The organism is Pseudomonas urmiensis, from assembly GCF_014268815.2.
GTDB classification, from domain to species: Bacteria; Pseudomonadota; Gammaproteobacteria; order Pseudomonadales; family Pseudomonadaceae; genus Aquipseudomonas; species Aquipseudomonas urmiensis.
In genome coordinates this window covers 4,171,955-4,186,190 of sequence record NZ_JABWRE020000001.1, presented here as the reverse complement: position 1 = coordinate 4,186,190, position 14,236 = coordinate 4,171,955, and the positions used below count along the sequence as shown (strand labels likewise).

General features: G+C 63.3%; 13 protein-coding genes. 5 read left to right on the top strand and 8 right to left on the bottom strand.

What is annotated here, in order from left to right; translation table 11 throughout:
- Positions 1 to 127: 127 nt before the first annotated feature.
- The 7 genes from folK to dksA form a co-directional block, all read right to left on the bottom strand.
- Positions 128 to 607: a 2-amino-4-hydroxy-6-hydroxymethyldihydropteridine diphosphokinase gene (gene folK / locus HU737_RS18905; RefSeq protein WP_186556477.1), complete on the bottom strand. Its 480-nt coding sequence runs from the start codon at positions 605 to 607 to the stop codon at positions 128 to 130.
- A gap of 2 nt (positions 608 to 609) precedes the next feature.
- Positions 610 to 1,998: a polynucleotide adenylyltransferase PcnB gene (locus tag HU737_RS18900; RefSeq protein ID WP_186556476.1), complete on the bottom strand. Its 1,389-nt coding sequence runs from the start codon at positions 1,996 to 1,998 to the stop codon at positions 610 to 612.
- A gap of 748 nt (positions 1,999 to 2,746) precedes the next feature.
- Positions 2,747 to 4,198 (bottom strand): sigma-54-dependent transcriptional regulator, encoded by a 1,452-nt coding sequence (locus HU737_RS18895; protein WP_186556475.1) that lies wholly within the window; start codon positions 4,196 to 4,198, stop codon positions 2,747 to 2,749.
- A 4-nt stretch (positions 4,199 to 4,202) separates the two neighbouring features.
- The gene (locus tag HU737_RS18890; protein ID WP_186556474.1) at positions 4,203 to 7,178 is read right to left on the bottom strand and encodes a sensor histidine kinase; all 2,976 of its coding nucleotides are present in this window, start codon (positions 7,176 to 7,178) and stop codon (positions 4,203 to 4,205) included.
- A complete protein-coding gene (locus tag HU737_RS18885; RefSeq protein ID WP_003250005.1) occupies positions 7,162 to 7,338 on the bottom strand; it encodes a hypothetical protein in 177 nt (58 codons plus the stop codon). Before HU737_RS18885 ends, HU737_RS18890 begins: the two co-directional genes overlap by 17 nt.
- Positions 7,339 to 7,573: 235 nt before the next feature.
- Positions 7,574 to 8,461, bottom strand: a complete 888-nt coding sequence (gene gluQRS, locus HU737_RS18880) for a tRNA glutamyl-Q(34) synthetase GluQRS (protein WP_186556473.1) — start codon at positions 8,459 to 8,461, stop codon at positions 7,574 to 7,576.
- Between the two features lie 63 nt (positions 8,462 to 8,524).
- Positions 8,525 to 8,971 carry an RNA polymerase-binding protein DksA gene (gene dksA, locus HU737_RS18875; RefSeq protein ID WP_186556472.1) on the bottom strand — a complete coding sequence of 149 codons (447 nt, stop codon included), beginning with the start codon at positions 8,969 to 8,971 and terminating at the stop codon, positions 8,525 to 8,527.
- Between the two features lie 212 nt (positions 8,972 to 9,183).
- On the opposite strand from dksA, the gene HU737_RS18870 reads away from it, so the two are divergent.
- Both HU737_RS18870 and sfsA read left to right on the top strand, forming a co-directional pair.
- Complete coding sequence (locus HU737_RS18870; protein ID WP_186556471.1) at positions 9,184 to 10,356, top strand: pyridoxal phosphate-dependent aminotransferase; 1,173 nt, start codon at positions 9,184 to 9,186, stop codon at positions 10,354 to 10,356.
- Positions 10,356 to 11,024: a DNA/RNA nuclease SfsA gene (sfsA, locus tag HU737_RS18865; protein WP_186556470.1), complete on the top strand. Its 669-nt coding sequence runs from the start codon at positions 10,356 to 10,358 to the stop codon at positions 11,022 to 11,024. Before HU737_RS18870 ends, sfsA begins: the two co-directional genes overlap by 1 nt.
- 34 nt (positions 11,025 to 11,058) lie before the next feature.
- Here sfsA and HU737_RS18860 read toward each other — a convergent pair whose 3' ends face one another.
- Complete coding sequence (locus tag HU737_RS18860; protein ID WP_186556469.1) at positions 11,059 to 11,376, bottom strand: Rieske (2Fe-2S) protein; 318 nt, start codon at positions 11,374 to 11,376, stop codon at positions 11,059 to 11,061.
- Positions 11,377 to 11,539: 163 nt separating this feature from the next.
- On the opposite strand from HU737_RS18860, the gene HU737_RS18855 reads away from it, so the two are divergent.
- The 3 genes from HU737_RS18855 to HU737_RS18845 are packed head-to-tail and all read left to right on the top strand — an operon-like array spanning position 11,540 to position 14,225.
- Positions 11,540 to 12,424, top strand: coding sequence for a heme/hemin ABC transporter substrate-binding protein (locus tag HU737_RS18855; RefSeq protein WP_186556468.1), 885 nt, complete (start codon positions 11,540 to 11,542; stop codon positions 12,422 to 12,424).
- 50 nt (positions 12,425 to 12,474) lie between these two features.
- Positions 12,475 to 13,458, top strand: coding sequence for a FecCD family ABC transporter permease (locus tag HU737_RS18850; protein WP_186556534.1), 984 nt, complete (start codon positions 12,475 to 12,477; stop codon positions 13,456 to 13,458).
- Positions 13,458 to 14,225 (top strand): heme ABC transporter ATP-binding protein, encoded by a 768-nt coding sequence (locus HU737_RS18845; protein WP_186556467.1) that lies wholly within the window; start codon positions 13,458 to 13,460, stop codon positions 14,223 to 14,225. Before HU737_RS18850 ends, HU737_RS18845 begins: the two co-directional genes overlap by 1 nt.
- Positions 14,226 to 14,236: the final 11 nt, after the last annotated feature.

The following is a 14,236-nucleotide window of genomic DNA, read 5'->3' as shown; positions in this document are numbered from 1 at the left end:
GATATGTGGCACATCGACGCCACGGGACGCCTATAGTCGTGAGCGAGGGGGGCGAAGTCAATGACCCTGTTACCGCATTGTTACGGCGCGGGTGTTACTGGCGTTACCGTCGCCTGCAACGCCCGAATTACAGGCGTTCCAGACCGACGAACGGGCAGTCTTCGAGCAGCTCGGCGAGGCGCCGGCCATCGGCGAGGGTGAAATCCGCCGGGACCAGTTCGGCCAGCGGGTAGAGCACGAAGGGGCGCGCCTGCATGTGGTAATGCGGCACTTTCAGGCGGGGAATATCGATGACCTGGTCAGCGAACAGCAGTACATCCAGGTCGAGGGTGCGTGGCCCCCAGCGCTCCTGACGGACCCGGCCCTGCTCATTCTCGATCGCTTGCAAGGCATCGAGCAGTTGCAGCGGGGCCAGCGAGGTGTCCAGCGCGGCCACGGCATTGGTGTAGCGCGGCTGGCCTGGCAGCAGCGAGTCACTGGCATAGAAGCTCGACACGCCTGCCAGGCGGGTGCCCTCGGCCTTGTCCAAGGCATCGAGGGCATTGCGCAGCTGTTCGGCGGGATCGGCCAGGTTACTGCCCAGGCCGATGTAGGCGCGGCTGCTCATGCTCAGTCAAAGGCCTCGTCACCGCTGCGCTTGCGCTTGGAGCCGCTGCGCTTGCGTTTGCGTGGGGCGGCACCGGCGCCATCGTCACGGTTGCCCAGGTCGCGGATCATGTCGCGACGCTCGCTGTCGTTGGCTTCCTGGTAGTCAGTCCACCATTGGCCGAGTTCTTCGGTTTCCTCGCCTGCGCTTTCACGCAGCAGCAGGAAGTCGTAGCCGGCACGGAAACGAGGGTTGTCGAGCAGCATGTCGGCGCGTTTGCCGCTGCGGCGCGGCAGGCGCTCCTGCATGTCCCAGATCTCGCGGATCGGCAGGGTGAAGCGTTTCGGGATAGCGATACGCTGGCACTGCTCGGCGATCAAGTCGTGCGCGGCCTGGTTCATGGCCGGGATTGGCGGCACGCCTTGGCTTTGCAGATACAGCGCGCGGCCCGGCAGGGCTGGCCAGAGCAGGGCGGCGAAGAGGAAGGCGGGGGTAACCGGCTTGCCTTGCTTGACGCGCAGGTCGGTGTTGGCCAGTGCCTGGCTGATCAGTGTATGGGTATAGGTCGGACGCTCTTCCAGGGCATGGCTGCTGCCTGGGAACAGCGGCTCGAACAACTCCAGGTCGACCAGCATTTCAAAGACGATTGCGCCTTGGCCGGAGAGGAACAGCTTGAGGCTCTCCTCGAACAGGCGGGCAGCGGGAATCTCGCGCAGCAGTGGCGCCAGCTCACGAATCGGCTTGACCGTGTGCTTTTCGATGCCGAAGTCGAGCTTGGCGGCGAAACGCACGGCGCGCAGCATGCGCACGGGGTCTTCCTGGTAGCGATGGACCGGGTCGCCAATCAAGCGCAACAGGCGGTTGCGGATGTCATGGATACCGTTGGCGTAGTCGAGAATGCGCTCGCTGACCGGATCGTAGTACAGCGCATTGATGGTGAAGTCGCGGCGCTGCGCGTCTTCTTCCAAGGTGCCGTAGACGTTGTCACGCAGGATGCGACCGCTGGCATTGTGCGACGAGCGATGGCTATCGCCTTCGCCTTCGTCCGAATGATGGGCGCGGAAGGTGGCGACTTCGATGATCTCACGGCCGAAATGCACGTGGACCAGCTTGAAGCGACGGCCAATGATCCGGGCGTTGCGGAACTCGGCACGGATCTGTTCGGGGGTGGCGCTGGTGGCGACGTCGAAGTCCTTGGGGTTGATCCCCAGTAGCAAGTCGCGCACGCAGCCACCGACCAGGTAGGCCTGATAGCCGGCGGCCTGCAGGCGGTCGACGATGCTTACCGCATGGCGGCTGAACTGGCTGCGTTGCAGCGAGTGCTGGCTCTTGTTGATCACTTCAGGCGTGGTGCGCCTGTGGTGTTGACCACCGGTGGGCGGACGGAATGACTGGAACAGCTTCTTCAGCATGGGATGCACTGTTTGAAGGAATGTTCGGCCACGGATAGGAGAATGGCCGCATGATGGGCGGGGATTCTAGCATTTACTGGGGGAATGGTGTAGGCGATGCGCCAAGGGGTGTTTCAGGGGGGGAGAAACGACAAGGGGAGCCTAAGCTCCCCAAGAAGTCGTTGCGTGCTCTTATTGTTTTTCTGCTGGGCTTCTTGTTTTTGTTGAGTGCCCTGTCCACAAAGCTCGAAACTTGTGGACGACCCCCAAACCGGGGGTAAAGAGCAAACGGATTGCTTTGGCCGCTGAGGTGATGCTGATCTGTCGATCCAACCAGTGTAGGCGCTGCTTTAGTGCAGTTTTTGTTGTTCTCTGCCTGGTTGTGGGGCAAGCCCCAAACACAACTCCTCTCCAAAAGAATCAGTTAGCTGCGCCTCCGCCGTCTTGTTTTTATTGTGCGTGAGCCGTTTCGTCTTGTTCTTATTCTGAGTTGCAGTGCTTGTTATTGTTCTTGTACCAAACATATAGCAGGTGCCGTGCCAACTTTGGCAGGTCCAGCAAAATCAGGGGTTTGCGGGTTTCTGGCGGGGTTGTCGGGCGGGCAAATGTAGAAATTTCGTTACCGTACGCCTCGGCATCTGTTACGGCGGGAGGGGTGGGGTAACAGATTTTTGCGCGAACTGATCTGTTACCTCTGAACGCATCGCGGGGCAAGCCCGCTCCCACGCGCGTGGGAGCGGGCTTGCCCCGCGATGATGTCGGATCGTTATCAGTTATCGCTGGTAGCGTTGCTCTTGCGCCGTGGAATGCCCAGGCGCTGGCGGCGTTCCCACAGGCACTTGCGGCTGACACCCAGCTTGCGGGCAAGCTCGGTCTCGGTCATGTGGTCCTGGTGTTCGAGGACGAAATGTTGGAAGTAATCTTCCAGCGACAGATCCTCGGTCGGCTCATGGCTGGCGTTGTTGGCGCTGACACCGCTGATGGTCGGCAGATTGTTCAGCAGGTCGTCATCGTCCAAATCGCTCAGTTCGATGTCGATGCCCAGCAGCTCGGCGGAAATTTCCGGGCTCTCGCTGAGAATAACCGCGCGCTCGACAGCGTTTTCCAGCTCGCGCACGTTACCCGGCCAGCTGTAATGACGAATGGCCTGCTCGGCTTCGTGGGAGAAGTGCAGGTCATCGCGACCGATGCGCGCGCTCTGTCGGGCGAGGAAGGCATTGGCGATCTCATTGACGTCACTGCCACGCTCACGCAGGGCCGGCAGCTTCAGGGCGATCACGTGCAGGCGGTAATAAAGGTCTTCGCGGAACTGCCCAGCCTTGGCCAGGTTCTTCAAGTCGCGGTGGGTCGCTGCGATCAGGCGCACATCGACTTTCTGCGACTGCACTGAGCCGACCCGGCGAATTTCGCCTTCCTGCAACACACGCAGCAGACGCGCCTGGGCTTCGAGTGGCAGTTCGCCGATTTCATCGAGGAACAGCGTCCCGCCGTCGGCCGCTTCGACCAGGCCGGCACGACCCGCGCTGGCGCCGGTGAATGCGCCTTTCTCGTGGCCGAACAGCTCCGACTCGATCAGGGTTTCCGGGATGGCCGCGCAGTTGACCGAGATCATCGGCGCCTTGGCCCGTCGCGATAGATTGTGCAGGGCGCGGGCGACCAGCTCTTTACCGGTGCCGGATTCGCCCTGGATCAACACATTGGAGTCAGTCGGGGCGACCTTGCGGATCTTGCTGTACATATCCTGCATCGGCGGGCACGAGCCGATGATGCCGATCTCGCCGTTGGCGGCGTTGTTGCTGCCCTTGTCGGCGGCGCCTGGCTTGCCATTGGCCCGTGGCTCGGCGCTGGCTGGCGCCGCGGCGGGGGCGTTCTGGCGGTCGCGCAGAATCCGCGCCACGGCCTGGAGCATCTCGTCATGGTCGAAGGGCTTGGCGATGTAGTCCACCGCGCCCATCTTCATCGAGTCGACTGCCGAGCGCAGGCTGGCGTAGCTGGTCATGATCAGCACCGGGGTGCCCTGGCCGAGCTTGATCAGCTCGGTGCCGGGCGCGCCAGGCAGACGCAGATCGCTGACGATCAGGTCGAAGGTGGCAATGCTGAAGCGTTCCTGGGCTTCCTGCACCGAGCCGGCTTCGCTGACCTGGTACTGGTTGCGCTCGAGCAGTCGACGCAAGGCCGAGCGGATGATGGTTTCGTCTTCGACGATCAGAATATGCGGCATTGATTCAATTCTCTCGACGGTCTCGAATTTCAGGGGACGTCGCTACGACATGCCGGGGCAGGGTCACGCGGATCCGGGTGCCACGCTGCCGTTCGATATCGGCGGGGCTGTCGATGGTGATTTGCCCATAATGCTCTTCCACGATGGAATAGACCAGAGCGAGCCCCAGTCCGGTTCCCTCGCCTGGGTCCTTGGTGGTGAAGAACGGTTCGAACAGGCGGTCCATGATGTTTTTCGGGATGCCACTGCCTTCGTCCTCGACGATCAGGTCGACGGCGTGCTCGCTCATCTCGCTACGCACCCGCACGGCGCTGCCCGGGGGCGAGGCGTCGCGAGCGTTGGAGAGCAGGTTGATCAGCACCTGGGCCAGGCGTTGCGGGTCGCCCTCGACCCAGTGATCGGGGTCGCAGAGGTTGAAGAACTGTACTTCGAAATTGCGCCGGTTGAGGGCCAGCAGACCGATGGCATCTTGCGCCACCTCCGCTAGGCACACCGGCTCTTCGCTGTTCTGCTGGCTGCCGCCGGCGTGGGCGAAGCTCATCAGCGACTGGACGATGCGCGATACGCGCTTGGTCTGCTCGATGATCTGGCTGGACAGTTCGGTGATCTCGCCGTCGCCTTCGCGTTCTTCGCGCAGGTTCTGCGCCAGGCAGGCGATGCCGGTGATCGGGTTGCCGATCTCGTGGGCCACCCCGGCGGCCAGGCGGCCGATGCTGGCCAGGCGCTCGGAGTGCACCAGCTTGTCTTCCAGGGCCTGGGTTTCGGTGAGGTCTTCGACCAGCAGGACCAAGCCGCTGTTACCTGGCGCGAGAGGCTCGTCGATGGCTGCCTTGTGCAGGTTGAGCCAGCGGATTTGGCCATCCAGGCCCAGGCGCTGCTTGTGCAAGTGCTCATCGGGTACGTTGATGAAGCCTTGCAGCAGGCCGCGCCAGGGTTCGCTGATGGTCATCAGGCGTGAACCGACCACGTGCTTGGCGGCGATCCCGGTCAGCTCCTCCATGGCTTTGTTCCACATGAGGATTTCCTGGTCCTTGGCCAGCGAGCAGACCCCCATCGGCAGCTCCTGCAGGGTCTGGCGGTGGTAGCGGCGCAGGGCATCGAGTTCGGCGGCAAGGCCGGTCAGGCGCGAGTGGTAGTCTTCCAGGCGGCTCTCGATGAAGTGGATGTCTTCGGTGACGTAGTTCTCGTTGCCAGACTTGTACGGCAGGAACGTCTCGACCATGTCCTGGGCCACGCTTGGCCCCATCAGCCCGGACAGGTTGGCCTCGATGCGGTCGCGCAGGCGGCGCAGGGCATACGGGCGGCGCTCGTCGAAGGGCAGGTAGAGATCGCGCAGGGCCTGCTCGACTTCTTTTTGCGCGGCCTTGGCGCCGAGCGGCTTGGCCAGTTGGGTGGCGAACTCTTGTGGCGAGGCGGCGTGCAGCTCGCGGCGTTGTGGCCGGCGCACGTTGTCCACCGCACAGGCTTCGGCGGCGCTGATTTCTTCGCTGCTGGCATTGGTGAACAACGAGATCAGGGTGAACAGCAGGACGTTGGCCGCCAGCGAGGCGATTGCCGCCATGTGCCAGCTGGTGTCGTCGAGCACGTAGATCATGTTCAGCAGCGGGATGTAGAAGCCCTGCAGGTTACCCAGTAGCGGCAGCAGCATGGTCACCATCCACACCAGCATGCCGGCCAACAGCCCGGCGATGAAGCCGCGCCGGTTCGCGGTTGGCCAGTACAGGACCGACAGCACGCCAGGGAGGAACTGCAAGGTGGCGACGAAGGCGACGATGCCCAGGTTGGCCAGGCTCTGGTGAGTGTTCTGGGTCAGGTAGAAGATGAATCCGGCGGTGATGATGGCGACGATCAGCGCGCGCCGGGTCCATTTCAGCCACCGGTAGATGTTGCCTTCCGCCGGTGGCTGGTAGAGCGGCAGCACCAGATGATTCAGCGCCATGCCTGACAGCGCCAGGGTGGTGACGATGATCAAGCCGCTGGCGGCGGACAGCCCGCCAATGTAGGCCAGCAGCGCCAGTGCCTCATTGTTTGCGGCAATGCCTAGGCCCAGGGTGAAGTATTCAGGGTTGGTGCTTGCCCCCAGGCGCAGGCCAGCCCAGAGAATCAGCGGCACGGCCAGGCTCATCAACAGCAGGAACAGCGGCAGGCCCCAGCTGGCGCTGACCAGCGAGCGTGGGCTGAGGTTCTCGGTGAAGGCCATGTGGTACATGTGCGGCATGACGATGGCCGAGGCGAAGAACACCAGCAGCAGGGTGCGCCATGGGCCTTCTTGCAAAGGTGTATGCAACGCGGCCAGGGCGGTCTGGTTCTGCAGCAGCCAGACTTCCAGCCCGTGCGGCCCGCCAAACACGCCGTACAGGGCATACAGGCCGACTCCGCCTAGAGCCAGCAGCTTGATCACCGACTCGAAGGCGATGGCGAACACCAGGCCTTCGTGCTTTTCGCGGGTGGCGATGTGGCGTGAGCCGAAGAAGATGGTGAACAGGATAATCAATGCGCAGAAGGCGAACGCCACCCGGGCTTTGACCGGCTCGCCGGTGAGGATGCTGATCGAGTCGGCCACAGCCTGGATCTGCAGGGCCAGCAACGGCAATACGCCAATCAACATGAAGATGGTGGTCAGGGCCCCGGCCCAGGTGCTGCGAAAGCGAAACGCGAGCAGGTCGGCCAGTGACGACAGCTGGTAGGTGCGGGTGATCTTCAAGATCGGGTAGAGCAGCACCGGTGCCAACAGGAAGGCCCCGGACACCCCCAGGTAGCAGGCCAGGAAGCCATAGCCGTACTGGTAGGCCAGGCCCACCGAGCCATAGAAGGCCCAGGCACTGGCGTAGACGCCCAGCGACAGGGTGTAGGTCAGCGGGTGGCGGATGACCGAGCGCGGGATCAGCCCGCGTTCGCTGATCCAGGCCACGCCGAACAGCACCAACAGGTACCCGGCGCTGATCAGGATCATCTGGGTCAGGCTAAAGCTCATCGGCATCTCGTTGGCTCTGCAGGATGAAGGTGACGACGATCAGGATCAGCCAGAGCAGGTATGGGCGATACCAGGCTCCGGTCGGCTCGATCCACCAGTCCATGATGGCTGGGGAGAACAAGTAGATCCCCACGACCAGAAGCAGGACCAAACGATAGATGTACATGCTGGCCTCGATGGTTGGGCGCTGCGGGCTTGGACTTATTATTGGCGCAAATGGCGGGGGCGATGCTAGCGGGATTCCGTGTTGTACGGCAAGAAATTGAATTTATTGGGTTTTCGCGTCGTTTTTCAGTGCCAGTGGAGGCCCTATCGCGGGGCAAGCCCGCTCCCACGCCGGCCTATCTCAACTGGGCGCAGGCGTGGGAGCGGGCTTGCCCCGCGATAGAGCCGGCACAGGCTCAGCGCAGATCAGCCTCTGGCACGGTCATTCGAGAGGCGATGGCGTCAGGCCTCCACTGCTGTCGCGCCACTGCCAGCACTTCGCCAGGGCTGGCACCCTCCAGCGCCGGATCAGTCACTTGTCCCAGCGCCCGCAACGCCCGTAGCAGCAACGGCGTGGCCTGCTCAGGCGCCAGCGGCGGCGAGCGATACGACTTGCCCAATTTGTGCCCATCCGGCTGGATGATCAGCGGGATATGCAAGTAGCGCGGCTGGGAGAATCCCAGCAGCTCTTGCAGATACAGCTGGCGCGGGGTGTTGTCGAGCAAGTCAGCCCCACGCACGATGTCGGTCACACCTTGCCAGGCATCGTCCAGCACCACCGCCAATTGGTAGGCATACAGCCCATCGCGACGCTGGATGATGAAATCGCCCACTTCGCGGCCCAGATGCTGGGCGAACTCGCCTTGCACCCGGTCACTAAAGCGGTAGGTCAGCTCTGGCACCCGCAGCCGAATCGCCGCGCCTTCGCGAGCATGGCCGGCATTGCGGCAAGTGCCTGGATAAATACCGTTGCTCCCCTCCAGCTGCTTGCGCGAGCAGGTACAGGCATAGGCCAGGCCCTGGCGGAACAGGCGTTCGACGACCTCGGCGTACGCATCATGGCGCTGGCTTTGGAACACCACCTCGCCATCCCACTCCAGGCCATAACCTTCCAGGGTGTGCAAGATGGCATCGCGTGCACCGGGCATCTCGCGCGGTGGGTCGGTGTCTTCCATGCGTAGCAGCCAACGTCCACCGACAGCCCGGGCATCCAGCCAGGAGGCGAGGGCGGCAACCAGTGAGCCGAAGTGCAGAAAACCGCTGGGAGTGGGAGCAAAGCGCCCGACGTAGGGTGATGGGGTCATGGGTTAACAGTATCTATAAATGAAACGGGGCGCATTGAGCGCCCCGTTCGGTGGAAATCAGGATCAGCCCTTGCCGACCGTTTTTTCCTTTTGCTCGGCAACTTCTTTGCAGTCGAAGCAAAGATCGGCAGTAGGGCGAGCTTCAAGACGACGCAGGCCGATCTCGATGCCGCAGCTCTCGCACCAGCCGTACTCTTTGTCCTGAATCAGTTGCAGGGTCTTGTCGATCTTCTTGATCAGCTTGCGCTCGCGGTCACGTGCGCGCAGTTCAAGGGCAAACTCTTCCTCTTGCGTGGCACGGTCTGCCGGGTCGGCGAAGTTGGCCGCCTCTTCTTTCATATGGTCAACGGTCTTGTCGACGCCGACCATCAGCTCCTGCTTCCAAGCGTTCAGGATATTGATGAAGTGCTTGCGCATGGGTTCACCCATGTACTCCTCACCCTTGGTCTCCTGATAGGGCTCGACCCCATAAAGATTTTGCCTGGCTTTTTGCTTTTCTTGGGTGGACATGAATAGACCGCCTCTCACTCATCTGATCCAATGCGCAGGATGCTCCATCTCCGGCGACCGCCGGCCCTGCGACTGCGAGCCGCCGAACTTACCAGATAGATCGGGGGTGCGCTAGCCCGGCCGATCCTACGTGTTGACAGCGGCATGAGCCGCCCGTTCAGTGGCGTACAACGGTTGAACAACTAGTTTAGACCCAATTGAGAGAAGGCCCCATGGCTCAGCCCTACAGCGCGCGCAGCCGCGCCATCGAACCCTTTCATGTCATGGCACTGCTGGCGCGGGCCAACGAATTGCAGGCGGCGGGCCGGGATGTGATCCACCTGGAGATCGGTGAGCCGGACTTCACCACCGCCGCGCCGATCATCGCGGCCGGCCAGGCCGCCCTGGCCGATGGGCATACCCGCTACACCGCCGCGCGTGGCCTGCCGGCGCTGCGTGAGGCGATTGCAGGCTTCTATGCGCAGCGCTACACGCTGTCGATCGACCCCGAGCGTATCCTCATCACCCCAGGGGGTTCCGGGGCGCTGTTGCTGGCCAGCAGCCTGCTGGTCGATCCGGGCAAGCACTGGCTGCTGGCCGACCCGGGCTACCCGTGCAACCGACACTTCCTGCGCTTGGTCGAAGGCGGCGCGCAGCTGGTGCCGGTGGGCCCTGAGGTCAATTACCAGCTCACCGCCGACCTGGTCGAGCGTCATTGGGACAAAGACACGGTAGGCGCGCTGGTCGCGTCACCGGCCAACCCGACCGGTACCGTTCTGGATCGCGAGGCCTTGGCCAGCCTGTCCCAGGCCACTCGCGAGCGGCATGGCCACCTGGTGGTGGACGAGATCTACCACGGCCTGACCTACGGCATGGACGCACCCAGCGTACTGGAAGTGGACGACGAAGCGTTCGTTTTGAATAGTTTTTCCAAGTATTTCGGCATGACCGGCTGGCGCCTCGGTTGGTTGGTTGCGCCGCCCAACGCGGTCGGCGATCTTGAGAAACTGGCGCAGAATCTGTACATCAGTGCTCCAAGCATGGCCCAGCATGCCGCGCTGGCCTGCTTCCAGCCCGACACCCTGGCGATTCTTGAAGAGCGCCGCGGCGAATTCGCCAAGCGCCGCGACTACCTGCTGCCCGCGCTGCGCGAACTGGGCTTTGGCATCGCCGTCGAGCCGCAGGGTGCTTTCTATCTGTACGCCGACATCAGCGCGTTCGGTGGCGATGCGTTCGCCTTCTGCCGGCACTTCCTGGAAACCGAGTACCTGGCCTTCACCCCAGGCCTGGATTTTGGTCGCCATCAGGCGGGGCATCACGTGCGCTTTGCCTACACCCAGAGCCTGCCGCGTCTGGAACAGGCTGTTGAGCGTCTCGCCCGTGGTCTACGGAGCTGGCAAGGCTGATGGCATTTTTCCCATTGCTCGAACAGGGGCGGCTGCTGCGCCGCTATAAACGTTTTCTGGCTGACATCGAGCTGGCCAATGGCGAACAACTGACCATCCACTGCCCTAATACCGGCTCCATGCTCAATTGCATGCGTGAAGGCGGACAGGTCTGGTTCAGCCGCTCCAATGACCCCAAGCGCAAGCTGCCGGGCACTTGGGAGATCAGTGAAACGCCGCAGGGGCGGTTGGCCTGCATTAACACTGGCCGGGCCAATGCGCTGGTCGAAGAGGCCTTGCGCACCGGGGTCATCAGCGAACTGGCCGGCTTTACTGCACTCAAGCGCGAAGTAGCCTACGGCGAGGAGGGCAGTCGGGTCGATTTTCGCCTGGAGTTCGCCAGCGGCCCGGCCTATGTCGAGGTCAAGAGCGTCACCCTCGGCTACCCGGACACGTCGGTAGCGGCCTTCCCGGATGCGGTCACCCAGCGCGGCGCCAAGCACCTGCGTGAACTCGCGGCCTTGGCCCGCCAGGGCGTTCGGGCCGTGCAGCTGTATTGCGTCAACCTCACCGGAGTCGAAGCGGTGCGCCCAGCCGAGGAGATCGATGCGGCCTATGCCAGCGCCCTGCGCGCAGCCGTGGCCGATGGCGTCGAAGTGCTGGCCTATGGCACACGGCTGGATGCCTAACAGATCGTCATCGACCGGCCGCTGCCAGTGCTGCTCAATCCTTGAACCAGATGCCCTGGCTGTCTTCCAGGCAGTCCAGGGCCTGCAACTGCTCACCCTCGCAGGGACCGGCCACGCATTCGCCGGTCTCGATCAGAAACAGTGCGCCGTGATGAGCGCAATGAATCAGGCTGGCGCTGTCATCGAGAAAGCTATCGGCTTGCCAGTTGAGCGCGATGCCTTTGTGCGGGCAGCGATTGCGGTAGGCAAACACCTGGCCCTGGCGGCGCACGGCAAACAGCGCCACGCCCGCTACGCTGAACGCGCGGCTGTGGCCTTCACCAAGGTGCTCGGAAGCGCAGAGAAAATGCATTGCAGGTACAGGCTCGTACAGTAAAGGAATGGAACAAACGGATGGCTTGACGCCTCAATGCGAATAATTATCAAATTGCCCGCATGCTGCGTGCGCTGTCTATGGTGCGCAGTTCCGCTGTTCGCCACAAGGCGCGCGGCTTGTCTTCTGCAAAGGAACTCCGATGATGCGCCGTCCCGCTGCCCTGATCGCCCTGTGCGCCGGTCTTGTTCTCTCCACCCAGGCTCTGGCCGCCGAGCTGCCGCAACGTTGGGTGAGTGCCGGTGGCGCCCTGAGCGAATGGATCAGCGCCCTGGGCGGCGAGCAGCGCCTGGTTGGCGTCGACACCACCAGCCAGCACCCAGAGTCGCTCAAGGCTTTGCCCAGCATCGGTTACCAGCGTCAGCTGTCTGCCGAGGGCATTCTCAGCCTGCGCCCCGATGTGCTGGTAGGTACCGAGGAAATGGGCCCGCCGCCGGTGCTGGCACAGATCCGCAACGCCGGTGTGCGAGTTGAGCTGTTCTCCAGCAAAGCCGAACTGGGCGCAGTGGAGCAAAACCTCACGCATTTGGGCAGCCTGCTCGGCGCTGAACGGCAAGCCCGCGAACTGGCCGCAGGTTACCGCCAGCAACTCGATGATCTGCAGGCCAAGGTCAAGCAGGCCCAGGCCAGCCAGAAAGCGCCGGGGGTGCTGCTGTTGGTTGGCCACGCCGGCTCCAAGCCAATGATTGCCGGCCACGGCACCTCGGGGGACTGGCTGCTGCGTCAGGCGGGGGCACGCAATCTGGCCGATCATCAGGGCTACAAGAACTTCTCGGTGGAAGCCCTGGCCGCCCTGGATCCGGATGTGGTGGTGTTCTCTGACCGTAGCTTGAGTGGCGAGCAGGCCCTGCAAGCATTGGTCAAAGAGAACCCAGCGCTGGCGGCCTCGCGCGCTATCCGCGAAAAGCGCCTGGTTTCTCTGGATCCGACCTTGTTGGTTGGCGGCCTGGGCCCACGCCTGCCGGCTACCCTGCATGAATTGGCTGCTGCCTTCTATCCGGCGGCCCAGGCCAGCCTGGCCCAATGAAGCGGCGAGTTCAGCCGCGCACGCTATTCATTGGCCTGAGTGGGCTGTGTTTGCTGGCAGTCTGGCTGTCGCTGGCGCTGGGGCCGGTCAGTCTGCCGCTAATCGATACCTTGCGTGCCGGGCTGCGCCTGCTGGGGTTGCCGGTAGCAGGCGATGGCCTGGAACAGGCCGAGCTGATCCTGGGGCAGATTCGTCTGCCGCGAACCTTGCTTGGGCTGGCCGTTGGCGCTGTGCTGGCGCTGTCAGGAGTGGCCATGCAGGGACTGTTTCGTAATCCACTGGCAGACCCGGGCTTGGTCGGTGTGGCCAGTGGTGCGGCACTGGGCGCGGCGATCGCGATTGTCGGCGGCAGCTGGTTGGGCGGCATCCCTGAATGGTTCGCGCCTTATTTGCTGTCGGTCTGTGCCTTCGTCGGTGGCTTGGGGGTGACGGCGCTGGTCTATCGCCTGGGCCGACGTGACGGCCAGACCAACGTCGCCACCATGCTTCTGGCAGGTATCGCCTTGACGGCGTTGGCGGGCTCAGCGGTCGGCTTGTTCACTTACCTGGCCGATGACGCCACCCTGCGCACCTTGACCTTCTGGAACCTGGGTAGCCTCAATGGCGCCAGTTACCAGCGGCTGTGGCCGTTGATCCTGGTCACCGTCGCGGTGGCCGTCTGGCTGCCACGCCGCGCCCAGGCGCTCAATGCGCTGTTGCTGGGCGAGTCAGAAGCCCGCCACCTGGGCGTCGAGGTGGAGTCGCTCAAGCGTGAGCTGGTGTTCTGCACCGCACTGGGTGTCGGCGCTGCCGTGGCTGCCGCTGGCCTGATCGGCTTCATCGGCCTGGTGGTGCCGCACCTGGTACGCCTGGTGGCCGGGCCTGATCATCGTGTGCTGCTGCCGGCGTCGTTGCTGGCGGGCGGAGCGTTGCTGCTGTTCGCAGACCTGGTGGCGCGCTTGGCGCTGGCGCCGGCCGAGTTGCCGATCGGTATCGTCACCGCCTTCATCGGTGCACCGTTTTTCTTGCTGTTACTGATCAAGGGGCGCAACTGATGCTCGAAGTCGAAGGCCTGCATCTGCGCCGTGGCAGCACTGAGGTGTTGCACGATATCCAACTGAAGCTGCAGCCGGGGGAGATCCTCGGTGTGCTGGGCCCCAATGGCGCGGGTAAGAGCAGCCTGCTGGGGGCCTTATGTGGCGAACTGACACCGAGCCAGGGCCAGGTGCGTCTGCTTGGTCGGCAACTGATTGACTGGAGCGGGCAAGCGCGCGCGCGGCAGTTGGCGGTGTTGCCGCAAGTGTCCAGCCTCGGCTTTGCCTTCCGGGTCGAGGAAGTGGTCGGCATGGGGCGCTTGCCGCATGCCAGCGGCCAACAACGAGACCAGCAGATCATCGAGGCTGCGTTGCGTGCCGCCGATGCCTGGCACTTGCTCGAGCGCAGCTATCTGGCGTTGTCCGGTGGTGAGCGCCAGCGCGTACACCTGGCGCGGGTGTTGGCGCAGCTGTGGCCGGGCGAAGCGGGCGCTACGCTGCTGTTGGACGAGCCAACCTCGATGCTCGATCCCTTGCACCAGCACACCACGCTGCAAGCGGTGCGCAGTTTTGCCGATCGGGGGGCGGCGGTGATGGTCATCCTGCATGACCTGAACTTGGCGGCGCGCTACTGTGACCAGATATTGCTGCTGGAACAGGGGCGCTGCCATGCGCTTGATTCTCCCCGCAAGGTCTTGACCCCTGAAGCGCTCAAGGCGGTGTTCGGCATTGATGTGCTGGTGCAGGATCACCCGGAGCGCGGCCATCCGTTGATCATCACCCGTTAGGAGAACTGCTC

Excerpts from the sequence above, each read along its gene's own strand:
- dksA (WP_186556472.1), bottom strand. The coding sequence starts at position 8,971 with ATGTCCACCCAAGAAAAGCAAAAAGCCAGGCAAAATCTTTATGGGGTC.
- sfsA (WP_186556470.1), top strand. The coding sequence starts at position 10,356 with ATGGCATTTTTCCCATTGCTCGAACAGGGGCGGCTGCTGCGCCGCTAT.
- gluQRS (WP_186556473.1), bottom strand. The coding sequence starts at position 8,461 with ATGACCCCATCACCCTACGTCGGGCGCTTTGCTCCCACTCCCAGCGGT.
- HU737_RS18845 (WP_186556467.1), top strand. The coding sequence starts at position 13,458 with ATGCTCGAAGTCGAAGGCCTGCATCTGCGCCGTGGCAGCACTGAGGTG.
- HU737_RS18890 (WP_186556474.1), bottom strand. The coding sequence starts at position 7,178 with ATGCCGATGAGCTTTAGCCTGACCCAGATGATCCTGATCAGCGCCGGG.
- HU737_RS18895 (WP_186556475.1), bottom strand. The coding sequence starts at position 4,198 with ATGCCGCATATTCTGATCGTCGAAGACGAAACCATCATCCGCTCGGCC.
- HU737_RS18860 (WP_186556469.1), bottom strand. The coding sequence starts at position 11,376 with ATGCATTTTCTCTGCGCTTCCGAGCACCTTGGTGAAGGCCACAGCCGC.
- folK (WP_186556477.1), bottom strand. The coding sequence starts at position 607 with ATGAGCAGCCGCGCCTACATCGGCCTGGGCAGTAACCTGGCCGATCCC.
- HU737_RS18885 (WP_003250005.1), bottom strand. The coding sequence starts at position 7,338 with ATGTACATCTATCGTTTGGTCCTGCTTCTGGTCGTGGGGATCTACTTG.
- HU737_RS18900 (WP_186556476.1), bottom strand. The coding sequence starts at position 1,998 with ATGCTGAAGAAGCTGTTCCAGTCATTCCGTCCGCCCACCGGTGGTCAA.
- HU737_RS18855 (WP_186556468.1), top strand. The coding sequence starts at position 11,540 with ATGATGCGCCGTCCCGCTGCCCTGATCGCCCTGTGCGCCGGTCTTGTT.
- HU737_RS18870 (WP_186556471.1), top strand. The coding sequence starts at position 9,184 with ATGGCTCAGCCCTACAGCGCGCGCAGCCGCGCCATCGAACCCTTTCAT.